Annotated in this window: 19 protein-coding genes; 5 read left to right on the top strand and 14 right to left on the bottom strand. The window is 63.0% G+C overall.

The window, feature by feature from the left end; all coding sequences use genetic code 11:
- The first annotated feature begins 129 nt into the window (after positions 1-129).
- A complete protein-coding gene (locus BE0216_RS01265) occupies positions 130-2,160 on the top strand; it encodes an AMP-dependent synthetase/ligase (protein ID WP_094636274.1) in 2,031 nt (676 codons plus the stop codon).
- Between the two features lie 60 nt (positions 2,161-2,220).
- Here the strand turns inward: BE0216_RS01265 and BE0216_RS01260 are convergent, their stop codons facing one another.
- The 4 genes from BE0216_RS01260 to BE0216_RS01245 all read right to left on the bottom strand — a co-directional run bounded on the left by BE0216_RS01260 (position 2,221) and on the right by BE0216_RS01245 (position 8,005).
- Complete coding sequence (locus tag BE0216_RS01260; RefSeq protein ID WP_094636275.1) at positions 2,221-3,042, bottom strand: SDR family oxidoreductase; 822 nt, start codon at positions 3,040-3,042, stop codon at positions 2,221-2,223.
- A 93-nt stretch (positions 3,043-3,135) separates the two neighbouring features.
- Complete coding sequence (locus BE0216_RS01255) at positions 3,136-3,918, bottom strand: SDR family oxidoreductase (RefSeq protein ID WP_094636276.1); 783 nt, start codon at positions 3,916-3,918, stop codon at positions 3,136-3,138.
- A gap of 117 nt (positions 3,919-4,035) precedes the next feature.
- On the bottom strand, positions 4,036-4,950 hold the full coding sequence (locus BE0216_RS01250; RefSeq protein WP_094636277.1) for a LysR family transcriptional regulator: 915 nt from the start codon (positions 4,948-4,950) through the stop codon (positions 4,036-4,038).
- A gap of 139 nt (positions 4,951-5,089) precedes the next feature.
- A complete protein-coding gene (locus BE0216_RS01245; RefSeq protein ID WP_094636278.1) occupies positions 5,090-8,005 on the bottom strand; it encodes a glycoside hydrolase family 3 protein in 2,916 nt (971 codons plus the stop codon).
- Positions 8,006-8,557: 552 nt separating this feature from the next.
- On the opposite strand from BE0216_RS01245, the gene BE0216_RS01240 reads away from it, so the two are divergent.
- A complete protein-coding gene (locus tag BE0216_RS01240) occupies positions 8,558-9,931 on the top strand; it encodes an MFS transporter (protein WP_094636279.1) in 1,374 nt (457 codons plus the stop codon).
- A 115-nt stretch (positions 9,932-10,046) separates the two neighbouring features.
- On the opposite strand, the gene BE0216_RS01235 is transcribed toward BE0216_RS01240, so the two are convergent.
- Positions 10,047-11,177 carry a YhgE/Pip domain-containing protein gene (locus BE0216_RS01235; protein WP_094636280.1) on the bottom strand — a complete coding sequence of 377 codons (1,131 nt, stop codon included), beginning with the start codon at positions 11,175-11,177 and terminating at the stop codon, positions 10,047-10,049.
- A gap of 157 nt (positions 11,178-11,334) precedes the next feature.
- Between BE0216_RS01235 and BE0216_RS01230 the strand changes: the two genes are divergently transcribed.
- The 3 genes from BE0216_RS01230 (at position 11,335) to brnQ (ending at position 15,140) form a co-directional block, all read left to right on the top strand.
- The gene (locus BE0216_RS01230; RefSeq protein ID WP_094636281.1) at positions 11,335-11,982 is read left to right on the top strand and encodes a TetR/AcrR family transcriptional regulator; all 648 of its coding nucleotides are present in this window, start codon (positions 11,335-11,337) and stop codon (positions 11,980-11,982) included.
- Between the two features lie 259 nt (positions 11,983-12,241).
- Positions 12,242-13,585, top strand: a complete 1,344-nt coding sequence (locus BE0216_RS01225) for a DUF4190 domain-containing protein (RefSeq protein WP_143249273.1) — start codon at positions 12,242-12,244, stop codon at positions 13,583-13,585.
- 214 nt (positions 13,586-13,799) lie between these two features.
- A complete protein-coding gene (gene brnQ / locus BE0216_RS01220; RefSeq protein ID WP_094636453.1) occupies positions 13,800-15,140 on the top strand; it encodes a branched-chain amino acid transport system II carrier protein in 1,341 nt (446 codons plus the stop codon).
- A 102-nt stretch (positions 15,141-15,242) separates the two neighbouring features.
- On the opposite strand, the gene BE0216_RS01215 is transcribed toward brnQ, so the two are convergent.
- From BE0216_RS01215 to BE0216_RS01175, 9 genes are all read right to left on the bottom strand, one after another.
- On the bottom strand, positions 15,243-15,776 hold the full coding sequence (locus tag BE0216_RS01215; protein ID WP_094636283.1) for a hypothetical protein: 534 nt from the start codon (positions 15,774-15,776) through the stop codon (positions 15,243-15,245).
- 137 nt (positions 15,777-15,913) lie between these two features.
- Positions 15,914-16,972, bottom strand: coding sequence for a HAMP domain-containing sensor histidine kinase (locus BE0216_RS01210; protein ID WP_094636284.1), 1,059 nt, complete (start codon positions 16,970-16,972; stop codon positions 15,914-15,916).
- Complete coding sequence (locus tag BE0216_RS01205) at positions 16,969-17,640, bottom strand: response regulator transcription factor (RefSeq protein WP_094636285.1); 672 nt, start codon at positions 17,638-17,640, stop codon at positions 16,969-16,971. Before BE0216_RS01205 ends, BE0216_RS01210 begins: the two co-directional genes overlap by 4 nt.
- 15 nt (positions 17,641-17,655) lie before the next feature.
- Entirely contained in the window at positions 17,656-18,627 is a 972-nt protein-coding gene (era, locus tag BE0216_RS01200) for a GTPase Era (RefSeq protein WP_370737556.1), read from the bottom strand.
- Position 18,628: 1 nt separating this feature from the next.
- Entirely contained in the window at positions 18,629-20,029 is a 1,401-nt protein-coding gene (locus BE0216_RS01195) for a hemolysin family protein (protein ID WP_094636286.1), read from the bottom strand.
- Positions 20,030-20,095: 66 nt separating this feature from the next.
- On the bottom strand, positions 20,096-20,641 hold the full coding sequence (gene ybeY, locus BE0216_RS01190) for an rRNA maturation RNase YbeY (RefSeq protein WP_094636287.1): 546 nt from the start codon (positions 20,639-20,641) through the stop codon (positions 20,096-20,098).
- On the bottom strand, positions 20,638-21,828 hold the full coding sequence (locus tag BE0216_RS01185) for a PhoH family protein (protein WP_094636288.1): 1,191 nt from the start codon (positions 21,826-21,828) through the stop codon (positions 20,638-20,640). Before BE0216_RS01185 ends, ybeY begins: the two co-directional genes overlap by 4 nt.
- 49 nt (positions 21,829-21,877) lie before the next feature.
- On the bottom strand, positions 21,878-22,216 hold the full coding sequence (locus BE0216_RS01180; RefSeq protein WP_094636289.1) for a histidine triad nucleotide-binding protein: 339 nt from the start codon (positions 22,214-22,216) through the stop codon (positions 21,878-21,880).
- Between the two features lie 99 nt (positions 22,217-22,315).
- Positions 22,316-23,113: a 16S rRNA (uracil(1498)-N(3))-methyltransferase gene (locus BE0216_RS01175; RefSeq protein ID WP_094636290.1), complete on the bottom strand. Its 798-nt coding sequence runs from the start codon at positions 23,111-23,113 to the stop codon at positions 22,316-22,318.
- Positions 23,114-23,118 lie beyond the last annotated feature (5 nt).

The raw sequence follows: 23,118 nt of genomic DNA, 5'->3' as shown, positions 1-23,118 counted from the left end.
GCGCTGACCGTTCTTGCGGGCTCTCCGCCTACGGTAGCGTAAGGTGACGTGTCGCGTTTTGCCGGCTAAACTGGCCATTTTGAGAACCGCTTAGGTCATATAAGAAGAAGACTTGTCAAGGAGCATCACGTGTCCGTTATTTCCTCATTGAAGCAGCAGACTGCGAATATGACGCGCAAGGCGCTGCGTCTGGGCGCTGATTTCGTGCATCCGGTCAGTGATGATTCGGCGGGCCAGCCCGATTACGCCGGCGGCGAATACGCCTCCTCCAGCCAGGTCGATCTGCCCCACACCGACGAATGGGGGCCGGGATTCCCCACCGTCACCGACATCGACGCGATCTCCAAGCTGCTGACTTCGCACACCGAGGGCAATCCGCCGCTGGACGAGGGCATGTCGATCTACGACATCTACGCAGACCGTGCCGCCCGCATGGGCGACGAGCCGCTGTATACCTATAAGATCGGCGACCAGTGGATCACCAAAACCGCCAACGAATTCCTCGCCGAGGTGCGCGCCGTGGCCAAAGGCCTGATGCACTATGGCCTGAGGAAGGGCGACGCCGTGGCCTTCATGTGCCGCACCTCCTATGAGTGGGATCTGACCGACGCCGCGGTCATGGCCTGCGGCGGCGTGCTCGCCACCATCTACGACACCGATTCGGCCGAGCAGATCCGCAATATCGTGAACAATTCCGACGCGCGTCTGCTCATCGTCGAAAGCACCGAGATGCGCGACAAGGCCGAGGGCGCGGTGGAGGAATGTCCCTCGCTGGAGCATGTCGCGACCATCGAAACCGGCGGACTCGACGAGCTCAAGGCCTATGGCGCGTCCGTGAGCGACGAGGCCCTCGACGAGCGCATCGACTCGGTCAAGAAAACCGACCTCTGCTCGATCGTCTACACCTCCGGCTCCACCGCGGCACCGAAGGGTGTGGAGATGACCCATGAGCACTATTGCACCACGGCGCTCAACCTGCCGAACTACATGCCGGAACTGCTGCACGACAAAAGCCATTCCGTGCTGCTGTTCCTCCCCCAGGCGCATTCCTTCGCCCGTGCGATCAACTACATCGTGGTGGCCTCCGAACTGCATATCTATATCGCGCAGGGCATCAAGACGCTGATCTCCGATCTGCAGGTGGCCAAGCCCACCGTGATGATCGTGGTGCCGCGCGTGCTGGAGAAGGTCTACAACGCGGCCTCGCAGAAGGCCGGCCATGGCGCCAAGGGCGTGGCGTTCGCCGCGGCCGTGGTCGCCGCGCAGAACTATATGGCCGAGCTTGGCGAGGGCAAGGTGCGCGCGCTCACCCGCACGCGCCGCGCGGCCTTCGACCCGCTGGTCTACAAGGCGTTGCGCGATGTGCTCGGCGGTCGGGCCAAGTGGATCGTGGCCGGCGGCGCCCCGCTTGATCCGGAGCTTCTCGCCTTCTTCCGCGGCGCGAACGTCCCCGTCTACGAGGGGTACGGTTTGACCGAGACGACGGCCCCCTGCGCGTTCACCCCGTTGGGCGCGTCGTATCATCCCGGTTCCGTCGGCATCCCATTCCCCGGCTTCAGCCTGCGCATCGCCGAGGACGACGAGATCCAGGTCAAGGGCACGGCCGTGTTTCCCCGCTACCATAAGAACGAGGATGCGACCGAGGGATCGTTCACCGAGGACGGTTGGTACGCCACCGGCGATCTGGGTCGTCTCGACAACGACGGGTTCCTTTACATCACCGGACGCAAGAAGGATCTCATCATCACCGCAGGCGGCAAGAACGTCGCCCCGGGCCCGATCGAGGAGATCATCCAGCGCTGCCAATTCGTCTCGCAGGCGCTGGTGCTCGGCGACAAGCGTCCGTTCATCTCCGCGCTGGTGACGCTGGACGAGGAGTCGCTGCGGCCGTGGCTGGAATCCAAGGGCTTGGATCGGAACATGTCGATGCAGGCCGCGGCGAACAACGCCGCCGTACGCGCCGAGGTGCAGAAGTTCGTCGACCAGGCCAACGACGGCGTCTCCCGCGCCGAATCCGTGCGCAAATTCATCATCCTGCCCGAGGAGTTCACCCAGGAGAACGGTTTGATGACCGCCTCCATGAAGGTGATCCGTCCGAAGGTGATCAAGCATTACGCCACGCTGCTCAACACGCAGATGTACACCACCAAAAAGAAGTGACGAAAAAGGATGGGCCGCTCGAGTTGAGCGGCCCATCCTTTTTCGTCTTATGGCAGAAACCTAGAAATCGGTGGACGCGGCGAGTTCCGTCTGGGTTTTGAAATCCGCCAGACGGTCTTCCAGCCGTTCGATGGTCGCCGCCAACGCTTGGCTGCCCAGCACCATGCGCAGCGGAGCGGGTTCCTGGTCCGCGCTGGCGATGATGCGTTCCGCCATGCGTTTGGGGTCTCCCGGAGCCAGTCCCTTGGAGGCGTCGAGCATGGTGAGGAATCCATGGCAGCTCTCATATTCCGGCATCAGCTCGGCCATTTTGGCGCTGCCGTAGCGGAATTCGGTGCGGGCGCCGCCCGGTTCGACCATGGTCACGCCGATATTGAACTGCGCGACCTCCTGCGCCACCGCCTCGCAGAATCCTTCGATGCCGAATTTGGTCGCGTGGTACATGGAATTCGCGGGAAACGCCACCTGCGCGCCGTAGCTGGACATCTGGATGATGCGGCCGCCGCCTTGGGCGCGCAGATACGGCAGCGAGGTTTTGATGAACTGGATCGAACCGACCAGGTTCGTGGCGACGATATGGTCGATCTCGGCGTCGGAAAGCTCCTCCGCGCAGCCGAACAGGCCGTATCCGGCGTTGCTGACCACCACATCGATGCGCCCGTGCCGCTCGAAGGCGTCCCTGACCGTGCGCTGGAGCGCGGGCACGTCGGTCACATCCAGCAGACGGCAGTTGAAGGTGTCGGGATAGCGTTCGATCAGGTCCCTGACCTTGTTTTCACCGCGTACGGTGCCGGTGACGACGTCGCCGCGTTCAAGCAGCTGCTCCGTCATTTCGCGGCCGAATCCGATGGATACGCCGGTGATCATCCATGTCTTGCCCATGATGTTCTCCTTATCGTATTCTTATCCGACATCCCCGTATGCAGTGCCGTTGCAACGATTGAACGTCGAATCAATCCTTTGAGATGCAGGTGCTCAACGGACGAGCTCGACGGCTTTAAAATCGTCGAGCACGCGTTCCGGCTGGGCAGACAGCGGGAAGTTGTCCTCATCGAGCACGCCGTCGATGCCGTCGGACGGATCTCGTTCGAGCGCGGCGAACAACGGTTTCAGATCCTCCTGCTCCGCTCCGTGTTCGGCGACGAGCTCGAGCGTGGTGTTGGCGGCCTCGTCGCAGCCAAGCGCGTCGATGAGCACGCGCGCGATCTGACGCCGGGCTACGACCCCGTCCTCGGGGCTGGCGTTGCGGCGGGTGTCGCCCTGCAGAAAGGTGATGCGCAGCTGGTCGTCGTCGTTGTAGTCGAACCAGCCGGGACGCACGATGGTGTATTCGTTGCCGCTCGCGCGCACCAGACGTTCCGAGCGGCGCTTCCAATCATGCGCCTCGATGGTGCGGTTGTACTGCGAGTCCATGTAGGTCACGCCGATGGCGGTCATCAGCGCGATGCGCACCTTGCGCCCATGCAGCGCCAGCAGCGCGTTGCGCACGGCGCCGTAGTCGACGGCTTCGACCATGGCGGCGCTGGCGTGCGAGCCTTGGGTGAACACGATGCCGTCGATGCCGTCCAGCGCGGTTTCGAACGTCTCGAGGCGCGTCAGATCGCCGACCGCCAGTTCGACCTCGTCGGGCAGTCCGGCCTGTGCCGCGTCGCGCACCAGCGCGCGGACATGGTAGCCCTGACGCAGCGCCTCGTCGATGGCGAGGCGTCCGATGCTGCCGGTGGCGCCGACGAACAGAATGCGGGTGGGGATTGTCATGATGTGCTCCTTACGTGTGGGATCGCTGATATCCCTCACGTTAGGCCGCGACAAAAAAGAATACAAATACAGAAACTTATACCAAACACATCTGTTATCTGAATATATTTCCGGTAGTCATACCGTATCGTCCGCATCGCCGGAAGACTCGCCATCGATGACGTCACGCAGCAGCGAGAGAAAGACCTCGGCCTGCCGCGATAATGGCTGGTTCTTCTTCCATGCCAGACTCACGCGCACGACATGCTCCGGCGACACCGGCACGAACGACAGACCGCTCCCCTCGCCCGTCTCGGCCACGCTCGCAGGGCAGATCATCGCGCCGAATCCCTCCCGCACCAGATAACCCGCGTTATGGGCGAGATTCATCGTACCGACCACAAGCAGCCCATCGGTTAGACGACGCGATTGCACCAACGCGTCATTGCGGCTGATGGAGCCTTTGGGCACAATGGCGCGTATGTCTTTGAGCTCGCCCACATCGACGCTCGCGCGTCCCGCCAACGGATGGTCCTCGCGCACCACGACGCCCAAAGGGTCGAGTCCGGGAATGTCGAGGTAGTCGAAACCGCTCATATCCACCGGCTGCACCAGCAGACCGAAGTCGGTCAGACCGTTGTTGAGCCGGTCGATGATGTCGTCGCTGTAGGCGTCCTGCAGATGCACCACAACGCCGGGATGCCGTTCACACAACGCGGCGAGCGCCTTGGCCACGATTCGCATCGAGCAGGTCTGGGCCGCGCTGATGTGCAGATCTCCCTCAACCGTCTCGCTGGTCGCGATCTCCGTCTCGGCTTTGTCCGCGAGCGCGATGATCTCGCACGCGCGCCGGTAGAGCATGCGTCCTTCGCGGGTGAGTTCCAGAGCGCGACCACGGTTGCCGCGGGTGAAGAGTTTTGCTCCTAGTTCGCCCTCCAGATCTTTGATCTGGCGTGACAGGGTGGGTTGGCTGACATGCAGCGCATCGGCGGCTGCGGTGATGCCTTCCTCCTGCACGATCGTCACGAAGTACCGCAACGCGCGTATTTCCACGCCACTCTCCCTATGCTCGATGGAACCGATATTCAAATATTGTACGTGCCGCGATGCGCGATGCGCATGTATTGGACGAAAAGCGCCGCCGCGGGAAACTCCGCGGCGGCGCTTGCAATGCAGGGTGAGAAGTCAGGGGTTACTTGATGTCGGTTTTGGCCTCCTTCGTGCGGGTGAGATAACGCTTGACGGCCAGTGCCTCAAGCCCCACGAGCAGCACGCCGAGCACGGCGATGGTCGTGTAGGTCGCGATCTGCCACATCGGGGTGGAGGATTCGGGCTCGCCGTTCTCGTACCGGTAGCTGTTGACCGCCGTGTACAGGATGTTCTTGGTGGCCTGGCGCATCGCGATCACGGAGGTGGCGCTTTCGTCGGTGATGTGGTTCGTGGTCTCGGTGGTCGCCAGCATCGCGTCGGTGCCGCCGCGGATGGCCTGGTCGCCGGTCTGGTAGGCGTAGTTGGTGCCGGAGAAGTAGTCGGTCTCCACGAAGCCGCGGAAGCCCCACTCGCCGCGCAGCACGGTGTTGTTCAGGCCGGTGTGGGCGCTGGAGTAGGTGTTGCCGATGTAGTTGAACGAGCCCATCATGGCCTGCGCGTCGCCGTCGGCCTTGACGATCGTCTCGAAGGGCTTCAAGTACAGTTCGCGGATCGACTGCTCGTTGGCCCAGGTGCACAGCTGGCCGTTGCGCTGCGTCTCCTGCTCGTTCAGAGCGAAATGCTTGGTGAACGAGTAGACGCCGCGGTCGGCCGCGCCCAGCATCTGCTCGGCCGCCAGATCGCCGGTCAGCACCGGATCCTCGGAGAAGTACTCGAAGTTGCGGCCGCCGAAGGCGGAGCGGTGCAGGTTCACGGACGGGGCGTACCAGCCGGAGATCTGCAGGTCATGGGCCATGTCGCCGATGACCTCGCCGAACTGGCGGGCCAGATCCCTGTTCCAGGAGCAGGCGAGCACGATGTTCGAGGGCAGGCCGATGGAGCTGGCGCCGGTGAAGTTGTCCTTCAGGGCGGCGGGGCCGTCTGCGTCGGAGAGACGGATCTTGCCGATGGAGTCGATGGCCGCGTTCTGGTAGCCGGCGTTGGCGATGATCTCATCCATCTCGTCGAAGTCGAGCTGGTCGAGCAGCAGATCCCACTGCTCGTCGTCATAGTCGACGCCGCGCAGGTCGGCCAGACGCAAGCCGTTGTCCGCGTTCATGGTGGGCATCTCGTCGTCCGGATCGTCGAATTCGGTCGGATCGTAGTTGCCGGTGTTGTAGAACGTGGCCTTGTCCTCGTCGGACATGCTGTAGTCGGTCGGGGCGGCGGTGGCCTCGGCGTAGTTCGCGAAGCCGTCCTCGCGGCTCAGGTAGTTCAGGCCGCCGTTCGCGTCGTCGAACACGTTGGTGGCCACGACCTCGTCGCCGTTGTGGGTGTTGTCCTCGGTGTCGTAGGTGATGGTCTCGGCCACGTTGATGGTCTGCTCGTCGATCACCGTATGGGAGTCCGAATTGATGGACACCACGTAGTCGCCCGCCTCGAGCACGTAGGCTTCGGCGTTCTCGTAGTCGTAGGAGGCCATGTCGTCGTCCTCGAACTCGATCGAGATGGTCTGGGACTCGCCCGGGGCGAGCTCGTCGGTTTTGGCGAATTCGACGAGGTTGGCGGTGGCCTTCTCGATGCCGCCGTTGGTGTAGGGCGGGTTGTAGTAGACCTCGACCACGTCCTTGCCGGCGGTGTCGCCCGTGTTCGTCACCGTCACATCGAAGGAGACCGTGCCGTCGGAGTAGGTCACATCACCCATCTCCTGGGAGAAGGTGGTGTAGCTCAGGCCGTAACCGAACGGATACTGCACGGCTTCGTCGTAGTTGATCAATCCCTCGTCGTCCGCGGTCTCCCAGAAGCGGTAGCCCACGTAAATGCCCTCCACGTAGTTCACGAAGTGCGGGTAGCGCACGCCTCGGGCGGATTCGACCTCGAATTCCTCGACGTTGTCGTAGGCGAAGTCGCCGAAGTTGTTCCAGCTCGGGGCGGTGGTCAGATCGGTCAGGAAGGTGTCGGAGGTCTTGCCGGAGGGGTTCACTGCGCCGGAGAGCACCTCGCCGAGCGCGGCGAAGCCGGCCTGGCCGGGATGCGGTGCCCACAGCACGGACTTGATCTGCGGATAGTCGTTCAGGAAGTCCATTTCGAAGGCGTTCGCGCCGTTGTACACGAGCACCACGTTCTCGAAGCGTTCGGTGACCAGATCGATCATGTCGCGCTCGGAGCGGCTGAGCTCAAGATAGTGCTGTCCGTCCTCGAAGTCGGCGTACTCATCGGAGTTGTTGTCGTAGTTCACGCCCTCCACGGTGCCGGCGACGCTGGCGATATCACCCATGTTGGTCGGCAGATCGAGGCCTTCGCCGCCGACGCGTCCGATGACGATCATCGCGGTGTCGGAGAACTCCTCGGCGTTGGCGAGCAGCTCGTCGCTATAGGTGCTGGCGGGCGGCTCGGGCAGCGTCCAGTCGGCGGCGGTCACGGAGATGACGCCGCGTTCGGAACGGTAATCGGTGTAGAAGTCGGTCAGTTCGTCGTTGGTGGTGAAGCCGGCGTCGTTGAGGCCGTCGAGCAGCGAGGTGGTGTCGTATGCGTCAGACAGCGCGCCGGAGCCGGTGCCGCCGTAGATCGGGTTGGTGGACGCCCAGCCGAACACGTTGATGTTGCCGGCATCGCTTAGCGGCAGCAGATCGTCGTTGTTCTGTAGCAGCGTGATACCTTCGCGTTCGATATCGACCGCGAGCTCGTTGGCCGCCTCGATGTTCTCCTGACTCAGATCGTATCGGGTGGCGGTGGCCATGGTGATCATGCTGTTGAGCGGGCCCATCAGCATCATGGCGACGGAGACGATGGCCGCGACCGCGGCGACGACCCAGGTGGTCGAATGGGTGAGTTTGCGCACGGCGGCGTTCGCGACGGTGCGCTTGTTGACCGCGACGGTGACGATGATCGCCAGCACCAGTGCCACGGCGATCACGATCAGCTGGGTCTGGATGGATTGGATGACCGCGATGACGTCATCCATATTGATTTCCAGCATGGTTTCTCTCCTGCGTAGGACTACTTGTTTCTCTACCGCTCGCAAGGGCTTCGCTGCCGTTGTGTTGAGGAACGTGTGCACGCCGTTATGCGAGTGGTTCCATTGTCGGAGAACCACGGTTCGCGAACCAATACATGACCGGTATCACTTACCATGCCTGACGTGAATAACATCGTGCCAGGCATGGCTGGAAAGCCAATCATTTCAAGGGTTCTGTAGATTTGCTGCGGACGGTCACCACCGTCCGGATACCACGATATGGCCGCATAACCTGTCGAATCCGCCGCATAACCTGTCGCTTCCGTTTCGTGGGATGCTTGCGCCTCGCTGCGTCTTTCTTCGTCATCCTGTGGAGATGCTTGCGCCTCGTTGCACTCCACTCAGCATGACGAATAACCATTATCTTCGTCATCCTGAGCGGAGGGGCGCAGCCCGGAGTCGAAGGATCTCTCCATGCTCACAAGACATGAAGAAAGCAACGGGGCACGTATTGGTTTTCCGTTTTCCCGCTTCCTAGGATGCGTGGTGAAACCCACGATTTGGAGAGCACCCATGTCCACCACCATCATCGAAACCTCCGCCGCAGCCCCATCGTCCGCGCGCTCCGCATCCCACATCCCCGTGTTCGTGGCGTCGGCCGCGTTCTTTCTAAGCGGTCTTGACGTGCTGATCGTCAACCTCGCGCTGCCCACCATCAGCCAGGAGCTGGGAGGCGGCGTCTCCGCCCAGCAGTGGGTGGTCGACGGCTACACGCTACCGTTCGCCGCGCTGCTGCTCACCGCCGGCGGCCTCGCGGACCGGTTCGGTGCCAAACGCATGTTCGGCATCGGCTGCGCGCTGTTTCTGGCAAGCTCCGTCATCTGCACCTTCGCCGTATCCATGCCCATGCTCATCGCCGGGCGATGCCTGATGGGCGTGGGAGCCGCGATGTTCCTGCCCTCATCGATGAGCGTGATCCGCGAGAACTACCCCGATCCCAAGGAGCAGGCTGTGGCGATGGGCTATTGGGGACTGGGCGGAGCCGTGGCCGGCGTCACCGGACCGATTCTCGGCGGAGTGCTCACCCCGATCCACTGGAGTCTGGTGTTCGGCATCAACATTCCCGTATGCGTGCTGATTCTGGCGCTGCTCCCCCGCCTGTCCGCATCCCAACGCAAGGAGACGCCGTTCGACTGGCCGGGTCAGATTCTTGCGCTGCTCGCCTTGGGCGGTGTGGTCGGCGGTCTGATTGAAGGCGGCGAGCTGGGCTTCGTCTCGCCGACCGTCATCGGATTGCTGGCATTCGGTCTCGCCGCGCTGGCGGCGTTTCTGTTCGTCGAGCGGCGCGCCACCCATCCGATGATGCCGCTGCATCTGCTCAGGTCGTATGATATGCGCGTCTCGTTGGCGATCGGACTGGCGTTCATGATCTCCTGGTATGGCACGGTGTTCCTGTGCACCAGTCTGTTGCAGAATGAATACGGACTGTCTCCGCTGGTCTGTGGGCTGATTTTCGTGCCTTCGGCGGTATGCGGCGCCATCGGCAACCTCTCCGCCCCGAGGATCGCCAACATGTTCGGCACCAGGGTTCCGGTATTGGCAGGCCTTGCCCTGATGATTCTGGGTTTGGCCGCGATGGCGGCGCTCGGCACGCATCTCGGGGCTGTACTGGTCGGAGTCTTCAGCGGCATCGTCGGTCTCGGCTGCTCGTTCGTCACGCCTCCGGTCTCCGCTTTGGTGCTCAGATGCGTGGATCCGCACGAATCCGGCATCGCCGGCGCGATGTTCAACACCAGTCGTCAGATCGGCAGCACGCTCGGCATCGCCATCTTCGGCTCGCTCGTCGCCTCGCTGCCCACCTTCGACGCGGCCATGCGAGTCAGCTTCCTCACCGCCGCGGCGATGCTCACCCTCGTGCTCGCCGCATCCACCCGACTCGACCGATAGATAGGAACAGTCGGCGTACGCGCAGGCATGGCGGCTGCATTCCGGCTTTGAATGGGCATCGGCCGTGAGGGAACCCGCGAATCGTGAGTCCCTCACGGCCGGCTTGCGCTCTCCGTTAGCGTTCGAACGCGGATTGGCGGGGTTTGCGTGACGGCAGGGCGACCACCACGAGCAGCAGCGCCAATCCGACCGCGCCGACCACCAGCAGCGGGGCGCTGCCCGAATTCCATGCGCCGTGGCTGTTGTAGACGATGTCGCGCACACCGTCGCCGATAAAATGCTGCGGCACCCACGGGTAGATCCAATCCTGCCAGAATTCGGGCAGCATCTCATAGGGGAACATACCCGAGGACAGACCGAGCGCAAGCGTCAAAGCGCCGCATGCCGCGCCCAGAGGCGTCGCGATGTCGAACAGCGCCAGCGCGGCGAGCATCACGCACAGGCTCGCCATCCACATGAACGGAATCGCCGCGGCGGGCATCCAATTGCCGGAGACGACCGCCGAGATGCAATCCACCGCCAAGGACGCGGCCAGCGAGACGACGACCGCGAGCGCAAGCTGCACGCCGATGCGCTTGGTGCGCTCGAGCCGGCTGTCGGTGTAGGAGATGCTCATCGTCCTCGAAACGAACATGGCACCGACGAAGCTCATGACGAACAGCGGCGCGATCGCCATGTTCTGGGCCATCATGGTGCCGATGGCCAGTCCGGAGGACGAGGATGACGCGGTATCACCCTCATGCACGGTTTCGGTCTCGACGTTCGCGCCCGTCTGTTCGAGCACGCTGGGCAGCGCCTGGGCCAGCAGGCTCGCGGCCACCGGGCTTTTGCCGTTGTCGATGATCACGCGCAGCGTCGGCGTGGCGGACTCGTCGTCGGGGTTGAGCTGGGCCTGCACCTGTTGCGCGCTGAAATCTTCGGGGATCACCACGGCGGCGTAGTACTCGTTGTTTTCGATGGCCTCGTCCAACTCGGCTTCGTCATCCAGCCGCGTCCACACCATCGTCGCGGAGTCGTCGTTGTTCGACGTCAGCTGTTCGGCCATCGTCTCGCCCACATTGACGCTCGCCTGCGGCGTCTCGACGCCTTCGTCCAACGAGACGATGGCGACCGGCAGACCCTTGACCTCCAGGTGCATCATCGGGTAGAAGATCACCATCATCATGCACATCACGCCCAACACCACCGCGAAGGGCATCGCGAACCGTTTCGCCATCCCGATACCGTGCTTCTTCCGCTGTTCCATAGAACCGCCTTGCTTTCCTTATGATTTTCGTATGGTCGTTACCTGATTCAGCTGAAATCAAAAGGACATAATATTAGAGAGTTATTCTAATTAAAACGGAATCAACCAGACGGTTCCTCTAGTTTTCGCACCGTCCCACGCCATCCAAGGAGCACGCATGCCACGACCGAGAAAAGACTCCGGACTGCCTTCGGCGCAGGAACGCATGGAACAGGCGTTCTGGACACTGCTCGAACGCCATCCGTACTCCCAGATCTCCATGAAGGAGGTCACCCGTCTCGCCGCGGTGAACCACAACACCTTCTACTACCATTACAGCGGATTGGACGAACTGGCCGAAAGCGCGCTGCAGCACGCCATTCCGCACGAGCTCGTCGCCGCGGTACTGCGTGGATTCACCGGTTCCGATGAGGCGCTCGCCCGGCTCATCGACGATCCGACGCTCAGTGACCATATGGAACATCTCTGTCATGCGGCCAGCGAACGCAGCTCGCCCCATATGCGCGCGATGGTGAGGGACGCCATCCGCCAGACCTGGTTCACCGTTCTCGACATCGATCCGCAGGCGATGGGCCCGAACTCGCAGCTCGCCGTCGAAGCGGCGCTTGGCGTGTTCATGGCGATGTTCTCCTATCGGGCCGAACATGCCGCGGATATGACGTTGGTGGAGCTGTTGCGCGCGGATTCGGCGAGCCAGTTGCGCATCATGCTGCCGAATCTGGTCATGTCCGCGCTGGTCGAGGATGGGGCGATATCGCAAAGCATGTCCCACACCGCCGTGGAAGCGGATCGGACCGCCATATAGAACCCCCTATATCAACCCCGTATTCCCCCTCCGTGCAAGTCGGTTCGACATGGAGGCAACGGTCTAATATGCGGCCAATAGCCCGAAAACGCGCGATATTGGTCATTTCGTGTCCAATCTGTGGATACTATGTGACAAGTTTGCCAAATCTGTCAACTACCCCCGTTATCTTGTTCCCTGTCGCGATATGAGGTTCAATTCGCGCCTTATATCCACAAGATCCGACACCACAGAACAACCCGTACAGAAGAACACCATCATGAGCGAAAACATCGAAAACCCTGATGTCTCTTCCGAAACCACCGACACGGGAGAGCATTTCTCCTTCAACCCCGCAGGAGACCCGCAGCCGTTGGAGGCTCAGCGCAACTTCCCTCTCGACGAATACGGAGTGCCATATCTTCCGTCCGCCATGGCCAACGGCGACTCCGGCGACCTGCCGGTGTCCGGCGAGATGCTGCCGATCGACGACCCTCTCGACGACCGGACCATATGCCGTCCGCTCTCGAACACCGCAGAAGCCGCGGATCAGAACAATGAACAGGCGGATCCCACGCTGGCGCTGAACACGACGGCGCAGCAGCAAACGGATATGCCTCCGGTCCCGTCGACGGACGGCCATCCGCAGACGTCGAACCAACAGCAGCCGGTCCCCCAGGCAATCCAACCGACGTCTCCCCAGCAGACGTCGGACCAGCAGACGGCCGCCCCGGTGAATCCGCCGCAGACGCAGACGTCGGCGCAAACGCAAGCCTTCGCCACGGCGTTGCCCGACACCTCGGCGACGGCCCAACAGTTTACCCAACAGTCGTTCTCTCCCCAACAGACCGGCATGCAGCAGCCGGTGACCTTCACCGGCATGGCACCCTTGGGCGTCGCCGCGCAACACGCCTCGGCGCAACGCGAACGCGCCGAATGGAACGCCATGTCCATCACCGGCTTCGTGCTGTCCTTCACGGGTCTGATCGGACTTGTGCTGTCGCTGCTCGGCCTCAACCAGACCAAACGCCTCCATGAAAAAGGCCGTGGTCTGGCCATTGCCGGCATTGTGATCGGCACGGTGATGACTGTTGCGCTGACCGCGGCTCTGGCGTTCGGCACCCTGTCGCTGCTCAATCCGCAGGAAAGCTCCCCCGCCGCCGACACCACCGACCAAAGCCAGGTCGCCGAGCCCGAAGCGACTCCCTCGGACGAGCAAACGACGGATGCGGCGGGCGACGAAACCTCGCAGAACGACGAAACCCAGCAGTCCGATGAGGCGGACGCCGACAACGGATTGTTCGCGGACGCCGTGGAGATGCTCAATTATCCGGAGATGCAGCGTCTGTTCCAAGAGGATATGCAGACGTACGAGGAGCAGGGACTGGCGACCTCGGTCACGGCCCAAGGCGATGTGGTCACCATCGACATCATCGTGCCCACGGCTCTGGAGGTTCAGGGCGATGTGCTGCGCACCGCGGTCGAGGGCCGCAGCACCTCCTTCCAGTCCATCGCGAATCTGGCCAGCGCCACACTCAAAGGAGACAAGAAGCTGTCCGTGAGGGTGCTGCTCCACACGCAGCGTGGCCAGTCGCTTTACGACCAGACCTTCACCGGCCAGTAAAGGGCCGCCGCATACACCGAAGGCCGGGGTGGACGGGCGTCCGCACCGGCCTTCGTGCATCCGGACGTCGCGGGTGCCACTATGATGAGGGAGGCTCACGAGGAAGAGGCATGATATGACCGACGGCGAACAGCCCGCAGATCGCACACGGAACCAACGGACGGCGGATCGCGAGGGGCTCGCGGCCCCGACAGCCGATCCGACCCGCGTCAGAATGAGATTGGGCGCGCGCGAACGCATGCTGCTCACCTTCACGTTCTTCTCGATGTTCTTCGGCGCGGGCAATCTCATCTTTCCGCCATGCATCGGCGCACAGGCCGGCTCGCGCACCGCTGTGGCGACGGTTGGATTCATCCTCTCCGCCGTGGGACTGCCGGTATTGGGCGTGATGGCGGTCTCCGCCGCCGGAGGCTTCGAACGTCTCGCCAACCGCGTCTCCCCCGGTTTCGCGCAAGGATTGGGCGTGGCGATTATGCTCACCATAGGCCCATGCTTCGCGATCCCCCGCACCGCCACCACCTCATTCGAGATGGCTGTGGTGCCTTTCGCCGGCTCTTCGTCCCGAGGATTCGCGCAATTGGCGTATTCTTTCGTGTTCTTCGCGGTTGCGTTCGCGCTGTCGAGACACCCGGAGAGGCTTTCGAAAGTGCTCGGCCGATTCATGGGACCGCTGCTGTTGGCGATGATCGCCGTGCTGTTCGTCGCCTGCGTATTGGGCTTCCAAGGAGAGACGGCCGCTCCGATGGGCGATTACTCCGACGGCCAACTGGCGAGGGGATTCCTCGACGGCTACCAGACGATGGATCTGCTGGCCGCGTTGTACTTCGGCATTGTGATCTCCGCGAACGTCAGACAGATGGGAATCGCATCCGACGTGCAGGTGCGGCGCGAGACCGGCTATGCTGGACTCGGCACCGGCGTGCTGCTGGTCATGATCTACAGCGCGCTGTCGTTCGTCGGAGTGGTGTCCGGTTCGCTGGCCACGATCGATCCGAAATCCGACACTGGCGCGACCGTGCTCACGAACTTGACCAGCGCGATGTTCGGTCCCTTCGGCACGGCGTTTCTCGGCGTGGTGTTCGTCATCGCCTGTCTGAACGTGTGCACCGGTCTGATCTGCACGTGCAGCTCGTATTTCCAGAGCCGCTTCCCCACCATCGTCGGCCATCACATCGGATACCGGGTGTGGACGGTGGCGTTCACGGTATTCAGTTTCATCGTCTCGAATGCCGGACTGAGCGCGATTATCACGGTGTCGGTGCCGGTGTTGTCCGCCCTGTACCCGATTGCCATCGTGTTGGTCGCGCTTTCGCTCGCCCACAATGTGTTCTCCGCCCGGTTCCCGCGCGTCTACTTCTGGACCGTGCTGTTCGCCGGAGTGGCTGCCGGATTGCGCTGCATCGCCAGCCTCGCCGTCGTATTCGGATTCTCGATCCCCTGGCTGGATACGGCGCTGTCATGGCTGCCGTTCAGCCAGTTCACCCTCGGTTGGGTTGTGCCGGCTCTCGTCGGCCTCGTGATCGGCATGGCCGATAGCCTGCTGCGCCGCCGCTGACGCGAGCGCATGCTCGCGGAAGGTATGTCCCGCCTCGTGCCGGGCCACGACCGCCCCGCGCACGGCGACGCGCGATATGTCACTTTGAACGCATGACCTACGTCAGCCGAGCAGTCCGCTGGCGCGTTTGGTCAGCTCGTAGATCGAATCGTAAACCGCTTCGATCTGCGGCGCGGCCTTCTGCTGGGCGCTCGACAGCACGGCGCGGTACGCCGGGTACGCGGCGATCCACAGGATGAATCCAGGCACGGCGAGGATGATCATCAGCGCCATGAGTCCGCCCAGATAGGAGAACGTCGCACCGCCAAGGAACACGCAGCCGAGGATGCCGAGCGTGAAGGAGACGATGGAGGCTTTGGTGCGCGGGGACGCCTGCAGCGCGTTCACACGCTGGATCGAGGAGTCGAATTGGCGTTGCAGACGGGAGAGTTCGGCTTTGTTGCGGATCTGGCGGTCGCGCTTGAAGCGCAGTTCGCTGTTGCCGATGGTCTGGCGGGGGCTGGCGGCGTCCAGCATCCAGCCGAAGCTGCGGTAGCTGTCGATGACCAATCCTTCCAGATCGGCGGGAACCTGCATGGTGCGGTATTCGTAGCCGATGAAGTCGGTGGTTTCGGCGGTCGCGTTCGTTGCGTTCATGTTCGCTCCTTCGAGGAATCGTTGGTTTGGTTGGTGATTCCTAAAGTACGGGGCGAATGTTGGCCGACTGTTGGCGGATTGTTTGGTTTGGATGAGGAATTGTTTGAGTTGTGTTAAACCGTGTTCGCGTCGCCCGTCTACCGCGCGACGGGCACGCGCACCGTGACCGTGGTGCCTCGTCCGGGCTCGCTGGCGATGGCGATGTCCCCGCCGCACAATTCGACCGCCCGCTTGGTCATGGCCAATCCCAACCCGTTGCCTTCCGACGCATGCGAGGTGTCGCCTTGATAGAACTTGTCGAAGGCGTGCATGGCCTCCGAAGCGGTCATGCCGCAGCCGGTGTCGTCTACCGTCACTGTGGCGGAACGCTCGTCGGAGGTTTGGGTCAGGCTCACGCGCCCGCCCGACGGCGTGAATTTCAACGCGTTGGACAGCACGTTACTCCACACGATCTCCATCATGCCGGCATCGGCGTGCACCAACACGCGGTCTTCGATGTCCACGTCGAATTCGATGCCCTTGGCGTCGAAAAGATCACCCATGCCCAGCACCACATCGGCGAGCTGGCGGGCCAGATCGTAGTCGTCGACCTGCGCGTGGGCGCCGGCGGCTTCCATACGGCTGAGCCTGAGCACATTGGACACCAGCGTGCTCAGCCGCTTGGAAGCGACGACCACGGTATGCGCGTATTCGATCCGCTGCTCCTCGCTCAGATCCGGCCTTTCCAGCAAGGCGGCGTAGCTTTGGATGATCGAAAGCGGCGTTTTGATCTCATGCGAAACATTCGAGACGAAATCGTCCTTCAGCATCTCGACGCTGCCCAATTCCTCGACCATGGTGTTGAAGTCGGCGTACATCTGGTCGATGGAATCCCATTGCCTCGAGCCTTCCAGATGGCGCGGCTCCAGCCAGACGCTGAAATCGCCGGCCGCGACCTGGCGGCTGGCCTCGGCGAACTCCTCCATCGGTTTGACCCGCCGGCGAATCTGCCGGTAGGTGACGGCGCTCATCACGGCCGCGACGATCACCCAATAGCCGGTCATGCCGAGGATGAACGGCAGCGGCAGCTTGTCGATCCGCGCGTATTCGGCGAGGATCAACGCCTGTCCGCCCGCCAGCACGCAGAGGATCAGGAACGTCCAGACGAATACCCATGGGGAATAGCGGCGTTCCTTGACCGTGGGGCGGGCGTTCACCGCGGCACCGCCTTGTATCCCAACCCCCGCACGGTGAGGATGTCGAAATCCTCACAGGCGCCGATTTTCTTACGCAGATTGGTGATGTACACGTCCACGGCGCGCAGACTGGTCTCACCGCCGGCGTCCCAGAACTCGTCCATCAGCTGGGCGCGTGAGAACACCTGTTTCGGGTAGCTGAGCAGCTTGTAGAGGATGTTGAACTCGCGTGCGGTGAGCGCGATCGGCTCGCCGTTCAGACTGGCCGTGGCTTGGTCGGCGTCCATGACGAACGCGCCGACGACGAGTTTGCGCTCGTCCTCGATATGCGCGCGCCGCAGCAGCGCCTCGATGCGCAGGGTCAGCTCCTCGAAATCGACCGGTTTGACGATGTAGTCGTCGACGCCGGCGTGGAATCCGCGTTTTTTCGAGGCGATGTCGTCGCGTGCGGTCATCAGGATGATGGGGATATGCCGGTCGAGTTCGCGCAGTTTCTCGGCGAATTCGTAACCGTTCGCGCCGGGCATCATGATGTCGGAGAGCACCAGGTCGAACAGCCGGCCGTGCATGGCCTCATAGGCGTCGTGCACGTTGCGGCAGCCGGTCACGGCATAGCCCGCGTCGCGCAGATACATGCAGGTGACCTCGTTGAGGTCCCCGTCGTCCTCCACCACCAGTATTTCGGTCATGGTCGATCGAGAGCCTTAGAAACCGAGCTTTTCCAACTGCTTCGGATCCGACTGCCAGCCCTTGGCGACCTTGACGTGCAGGTCGAGACGCGCCTTGCAGCCGACGATGCGGTTGACTGGCGTGCGCAGCTTCTTCTTGACCGCCGTGAGGTTCGAGGCGCCCTTGCCGATGATGATCGGCTTCTGCGAGTCGCGTTCCACATACACCGACACGCTCACCAGGGCCTTGCCGTCGTAGGTCGCGCCGGTCTCGTTGTCTTCGGGATAGTCGATGGAGTCCACGACCACGGCCAGGGAGTGCGGCAGCTCGTCGTCCAACGTCTCCAGGAACGCGCCTCGGATCAGTTCGGCGATGGTGTCTTCAGGGCGTTCCTCGCTGATCTGGTCGTCCGGATACATCTGCGGGCCTTCGGGCGTATGGTCGATCAGCACGTTGCGCACTTCGTGCAGATTATCGTCCTTCAGCGCGCTGACGGGCACGATGTCCGCGAAGTCGGCGAACTCGTTGATCTCGATGAGTTTGGAGACCAGCTGGTCGCGGCTGAGCGTGTCGATTTTGGTGACGATGGCGATCAGCGGCACACGCCATTTGTAGGTGCCATCCTCGCGCTTGGTGGCGAAGTCGGTGCGCAGACGGGATAGGATGCGCTTGTCGCCGGGGCCGATCTGCTGGTCGCCGGGCAGCAGGAATGCCACCACATCCACGTCGGATAGGGACTCGTCGACGATGTCGTTAAGGCGTTGGCCGAGCAGCGTGCGCGGACGGTGGATGCCAGGGGTATCCACCAGCACGAGCTGCGCATGATCGGTGGTCAGAATGCCGCGAATCGCCTTGCGCGTGGTTTCGGGCCGTGACGAGGCTATGGCGATCTGTTTGCCGATCAACGCATTGATCAGCGTGGATTTGCCCACGTTCGGACGGCCAACCACCGCCACGAATCCGGATCGGTAGACTTCCTCGCCCTGCACCGATTCGTTGTCGGTCATATCACTCCTCGTCATTCGATTGTTCGGCGACGGTTTCGTCGCCCGATTCCTCGTCATTGTCCTCGTCGGCCTCGACGTGCGCGGGTTCCGCCACGATAATCGACACCTTCTTGCGTCGGCCGGCCGAATCGACCGCGGTCAGCCGGATGCCGCGCGTCACCGCGGAAGCGCCAACGATCGGCACCTGACCGAGCAGCTTGGTGAGCAGGCCGTACACGGTGTCGACGTCGTCCTCGTCGATATCGACCTCGAACAGCTCCTCCAGTTCGGCGATCGGCGTGCGGGCCGGCATCTGCCACTTGCTCTCGCCGATCTTCTCCGGTTCGGCGCGCTGCGTGCGGTCGTGCTCGTCCTCCAATTCGCCGACGATCTGTTCGATGGCGTCCTCGATGGTCACCAGGCCCGCGATGCCGCCGTATTCGTCGACGACCACGGCCACATGCTGCCGTCTGCGCTGCATCTGGTGGAAGAGATCGTCCACGGGCTTGGATTCGGGCACCAGCATCGGCTCGCGGCAGATGGACTCCACATCACGGTCCTTGGCCGCGGGATTGAACGCGGTGGCGCGCACGGCGTCCTTAAGATAAGCCACACCGACCAGATCGTCCACGTCGTCGCCGATCACCGGCACACGCGAGAATCCGGAACGGGAGCACAGTTTGAGCATCGACTCCAACGTGCAGTCCCGCTCGATGCAGATCATGTCGGTGCGGGGCACCATGATCTCGCGCGTCAGCGTATCGGAGAGCGAAAGCACGTTGCGCAGCATCTCCGAAACCTCGGGATCGAATTCGTTCGTCTCCATCAGACGGTCGATGGCGGCGCGCCCCTGTTCGAGTTGGATCTTCTCCAATTCCTCATCGTCGGACAGACTTTGCCTGCGTTTGGAGGCGGCCTGCTCGCCGATGCGCGCGAATGGCGTGACGGCCGCGGCCACGGCGATTTTGCCGGCATGCTTGAGCATGATGTCGGTCGGCTTCGAAGCGCCGGCCGATCGCGGACGCACCAGCACCGACACCACGGCCACGACCAGCGCGACCAGCAGACCGAGCAGCAGCTCCGCCCACAGCGGCGCGCCGTACAGCGAGGCGATGCAGGCGACGAGCACGCCGACGAGCACATTGCAGGCGATGCGCACGAAGGCGCAGCTTCCCGCCGTGGCGTACCGGTCCGCGATCAGCCGTTGGACTTTGTGGATGCGGTCGATCTTCTTCATCCGCGCGAACTGGCCGGACTCACCGTCGGTCTGCACCTCGAGGATGAGATTGTTCAGACTCGAGCGGGTGACGCGGGCCACCGCGCCCTCGGCGGCGGCCATGGTCAGCGACAGCCAGACGAACAGCGCCGCGACCAGCACGAGCGCGACGGTAAGGGTGATGAGGACGGTACTGGAATACTCCATCGGTGTGTGTTCCTTTGCGGAAAGAATCGTTGTGTCTACTATGCGGATGACTGGTGAGGGTGCGGGTCAGTGGCCGAGCTGCCGGCCGCCGCCGTGTTCGGCGTCCCATGCGGCGAGCAGATCCGGCGTGCCGGCCGGCAGCACCGCCTGTTGGATGCCCGAAGGGCGCACCGCGAAGAAGGTGAGCAGCAGTTGACGCTGCAGGCCGAACATCTGACGCTCCTGCTCCTCGGTCACGTGGTCGTAGCCGAGCAGATGCAGGATGCCGTGGATGGTGAGCAGCATCATCTCCTGCATGGTGCTGTGCCCCGCGGCGGCGGCCTGTTGGGCGGCCACCCACGGGCAGATGATGATGTCGCCGAGAATGCCCTCCATCACGGTTTTGCCGTCGCCGGGCCGCAGCTCGTCCATCGGGAAGCTCATCACATCGGTGGGGCCTTCGAGGTTCATCCACCGCATATGCAGTTCGGCGATCGGATCGGGGTCGACGAACATGATGGTCAGATCGGACTGCGTGCTCACACGCATCTGGTCGAGCACCCACAATCCCAGTTCGGAGAACGCTTTGGGATCGATGGTCCATGAGGTCTCATTGGTCACTTCCACGCTCATTGGCGCACCTCCTTGCCTTCGGCGTCCGCAGGCCGCGCGTCGTCTTCGCGCTCCCGTTTGTGGTCCGCGTGCCGTGACGCCCGCGAGACGCCCGCCTGCGCGCGATGGTCGCCGTCGATGGCCGCGTGACGGTCGTAGGCGGCGACGATCTGCCCCACCAAGCGGTGGCGCACCACATCGTCGGCGCCCATATGAACGAAGGCGATGTCGTCGATGCCGCCGAGAATGCGTTCGATGGTCGCCAGACCGGAACGCGGCACGGTCAGATCGACCTGCGTGATGTCGCCGGTGATCACCATCGTGGTGTTGAATCCCAGGCGCGTCAGGAACATCTTCATCTGCTGTTCGGTGGTGTTCTGCGCTTCGTCGAGGATCACGAACGCGTCGTTGAGCGTGCGGCCACGCATATAGGCGAGCGGTGCCACCTCGATGGTGCCGTCGTCCAAATAACGTTTGAGCTGGTCGGAGCCCAACATATCGGACAGCGCGTCGTACAGGGGGCGCAGATACGGGTCCACCTTCTCGTTCAGCGTGCCGGGCAGGAAGCCCAGGCTTTCGCCCGCCTCCACCGCGGGCCTGGTCAGGATGATGCGGCGGATGCGCCGGTCCTGGAAGGCGCGCACGGCCTTGGCCACGGCCAGATAGGTTTTGCCGGTGCCCGCCGGTCCGATGCCGAAGGTCACCGTATGCGATTCGATCGCGTTCACATACGCGATCTGGCCGGCGGTTTTCGCACGGACCGGCTGGCCAAGCGCGAAGGTGATCACACCGGGCACCGTGGGCTTGCGGTATTGCGTCTGCTGCCGGGTGCTGAACGCCGGGGAGGGCGCGCCGTCGCGCTGCGCCGACTGCACGGCGAGCCGGGCCGGAGCGGTGCCCCGTCCGGGGAATTCCTTGCGCACGTCGTTGCGCAGCACGCGCTGGTCGAGCATGCGGCGCACGGTGTCCGCGTCCATGGGCGCGGTGAACGCGGCTTGGATAATTGAATTGATGAGGTCCTCGGCCTGCGAGGCGTCGGATTCGGTGCGGCTGGATCGGGACATGATGGCGACGCGGTTGCCCCGCACGATAATCGTCAGTTCGGGAAACGCGCGTTCCACCTCGCGGATGACCTCGTCGACCGGTCCGAGCACCGCGACCGGGTCGAGCTGCGGGGGAATCGTGATGGTGCGTGTTGTGGTGGCCACAACGTCCTTTCGTTAACTACTACGAGCGTCTCGCTGTGATGACTGGGGGTTATTCGTCAAGCGTCTCGCCGGTCATCACATGCGCATGCACATGGAACACGGTCTGTCCGGCATCCGCGCCGGTGTTGAACACCAGACGGTAGTCGCCGTGGAAGGCGTCGTCGGCGATGCCCTGCGCCACCTCGACCATATGCGCCAGCTGCGCGGGGTCCGCCGCCGCCAGTTCGGCGGCGTTCGCGTAATGCTTCTTGGGCACGACGAGCACATGCACCTTCGCTTTGGGATTGATGTCGTTGAAGGCGTAGGTCGTCTCGTCCTCATAGACCTTGCCGCTGGGGATCTGCCCCGCGATGATCTTGCAGAACAGGCAGTCGTCGGAATCGCTCATCATGCTCCTTGGCTCGTCGTCGCCGGCCCCTCGGCCGTCGCTTTCTATGCTATTGCGTCGCGTGGAGATTTCGCGTTACGCAAGAATGAATTTTTCTCGTCAGGCGTATCGTCCCAGCGCGCGGCTGAGCAGGCTCAACGCGACGGGCCCCGCGGTCGAGGCGCGCAGGATATTGGATCCCAGCACACAGGAGTGGGCGCCCGCTTTGACGAAGCTCTCAACCTCAGCCTCGCTGATGCCGCCTTCCGGCCCCACCACCACATAGACGGTACGTGGTTTGCCGTCGGCCAAGCAGCGGTCCTGCAGTTCGTCGACACAGCGTTCGATACCGTCCCAGGTGTCGGTGGCGTCCTGATGGAGCACCACGACCAGATCGCCATGCACACAGGCACGGCGGCACAGGGCCACGATCTGTTTGCTGGACGCGCATTCCTCCAGCGTCGGAATCCAGGAGCGGCGGGACTGTTCGGTGGCCGCCTGAAGCACCTGCGACCATTTGCGGTCGGTGCGCCCCGTCTTCCATTTGGCGATGGACCGGTCAGCCTGCCAGGGCACCACCGCGTCCACCCCGATCTGCGTGGCCGTGTCGACGGCCTGCTCGTCATGTCCGGTTTTCGCCAACGCCTGCACCAACGCCAGCCGTGTGAGCGGCTGCGGTTCCAGGCCCACCTCGGTCACCTTCGCCGAGCCCTCCTGCGCGTCGTCGAGCACGGCTTTCAGTCGCAGCCCGCGTCCGTCGCTCAACTGCAGACTGTCGCCCGCACCCAGCCGCATCGCCTGGATGGCGTGGCGTCTGACGTGGGCGGGCAGGGTGAGCGTCCATCCGGCGCGCAATTCGTCGGTGTTGACGGGCACGCCGTCGACGTCGGGATCGAAAAGAAACAAGGCATCGGTCATGGTCC

It is taken from the genome of Bifidobacterium eulemuris (assembly GCF_014898155.1).
In the GTDB taxonomy this organism is placed as follows: Bacteria; Actinomycetota; Actinomycetes; order Actinomycetales; family Bifidobacteriaceae; genus Bifidobacterium; species Bifidobacterium eulemuris.
The sequence above is the reverse complement of the archived record's forward strand: the minus strand, read 5'-3'. Positions and strand labels throughout refer to the sequence as shown.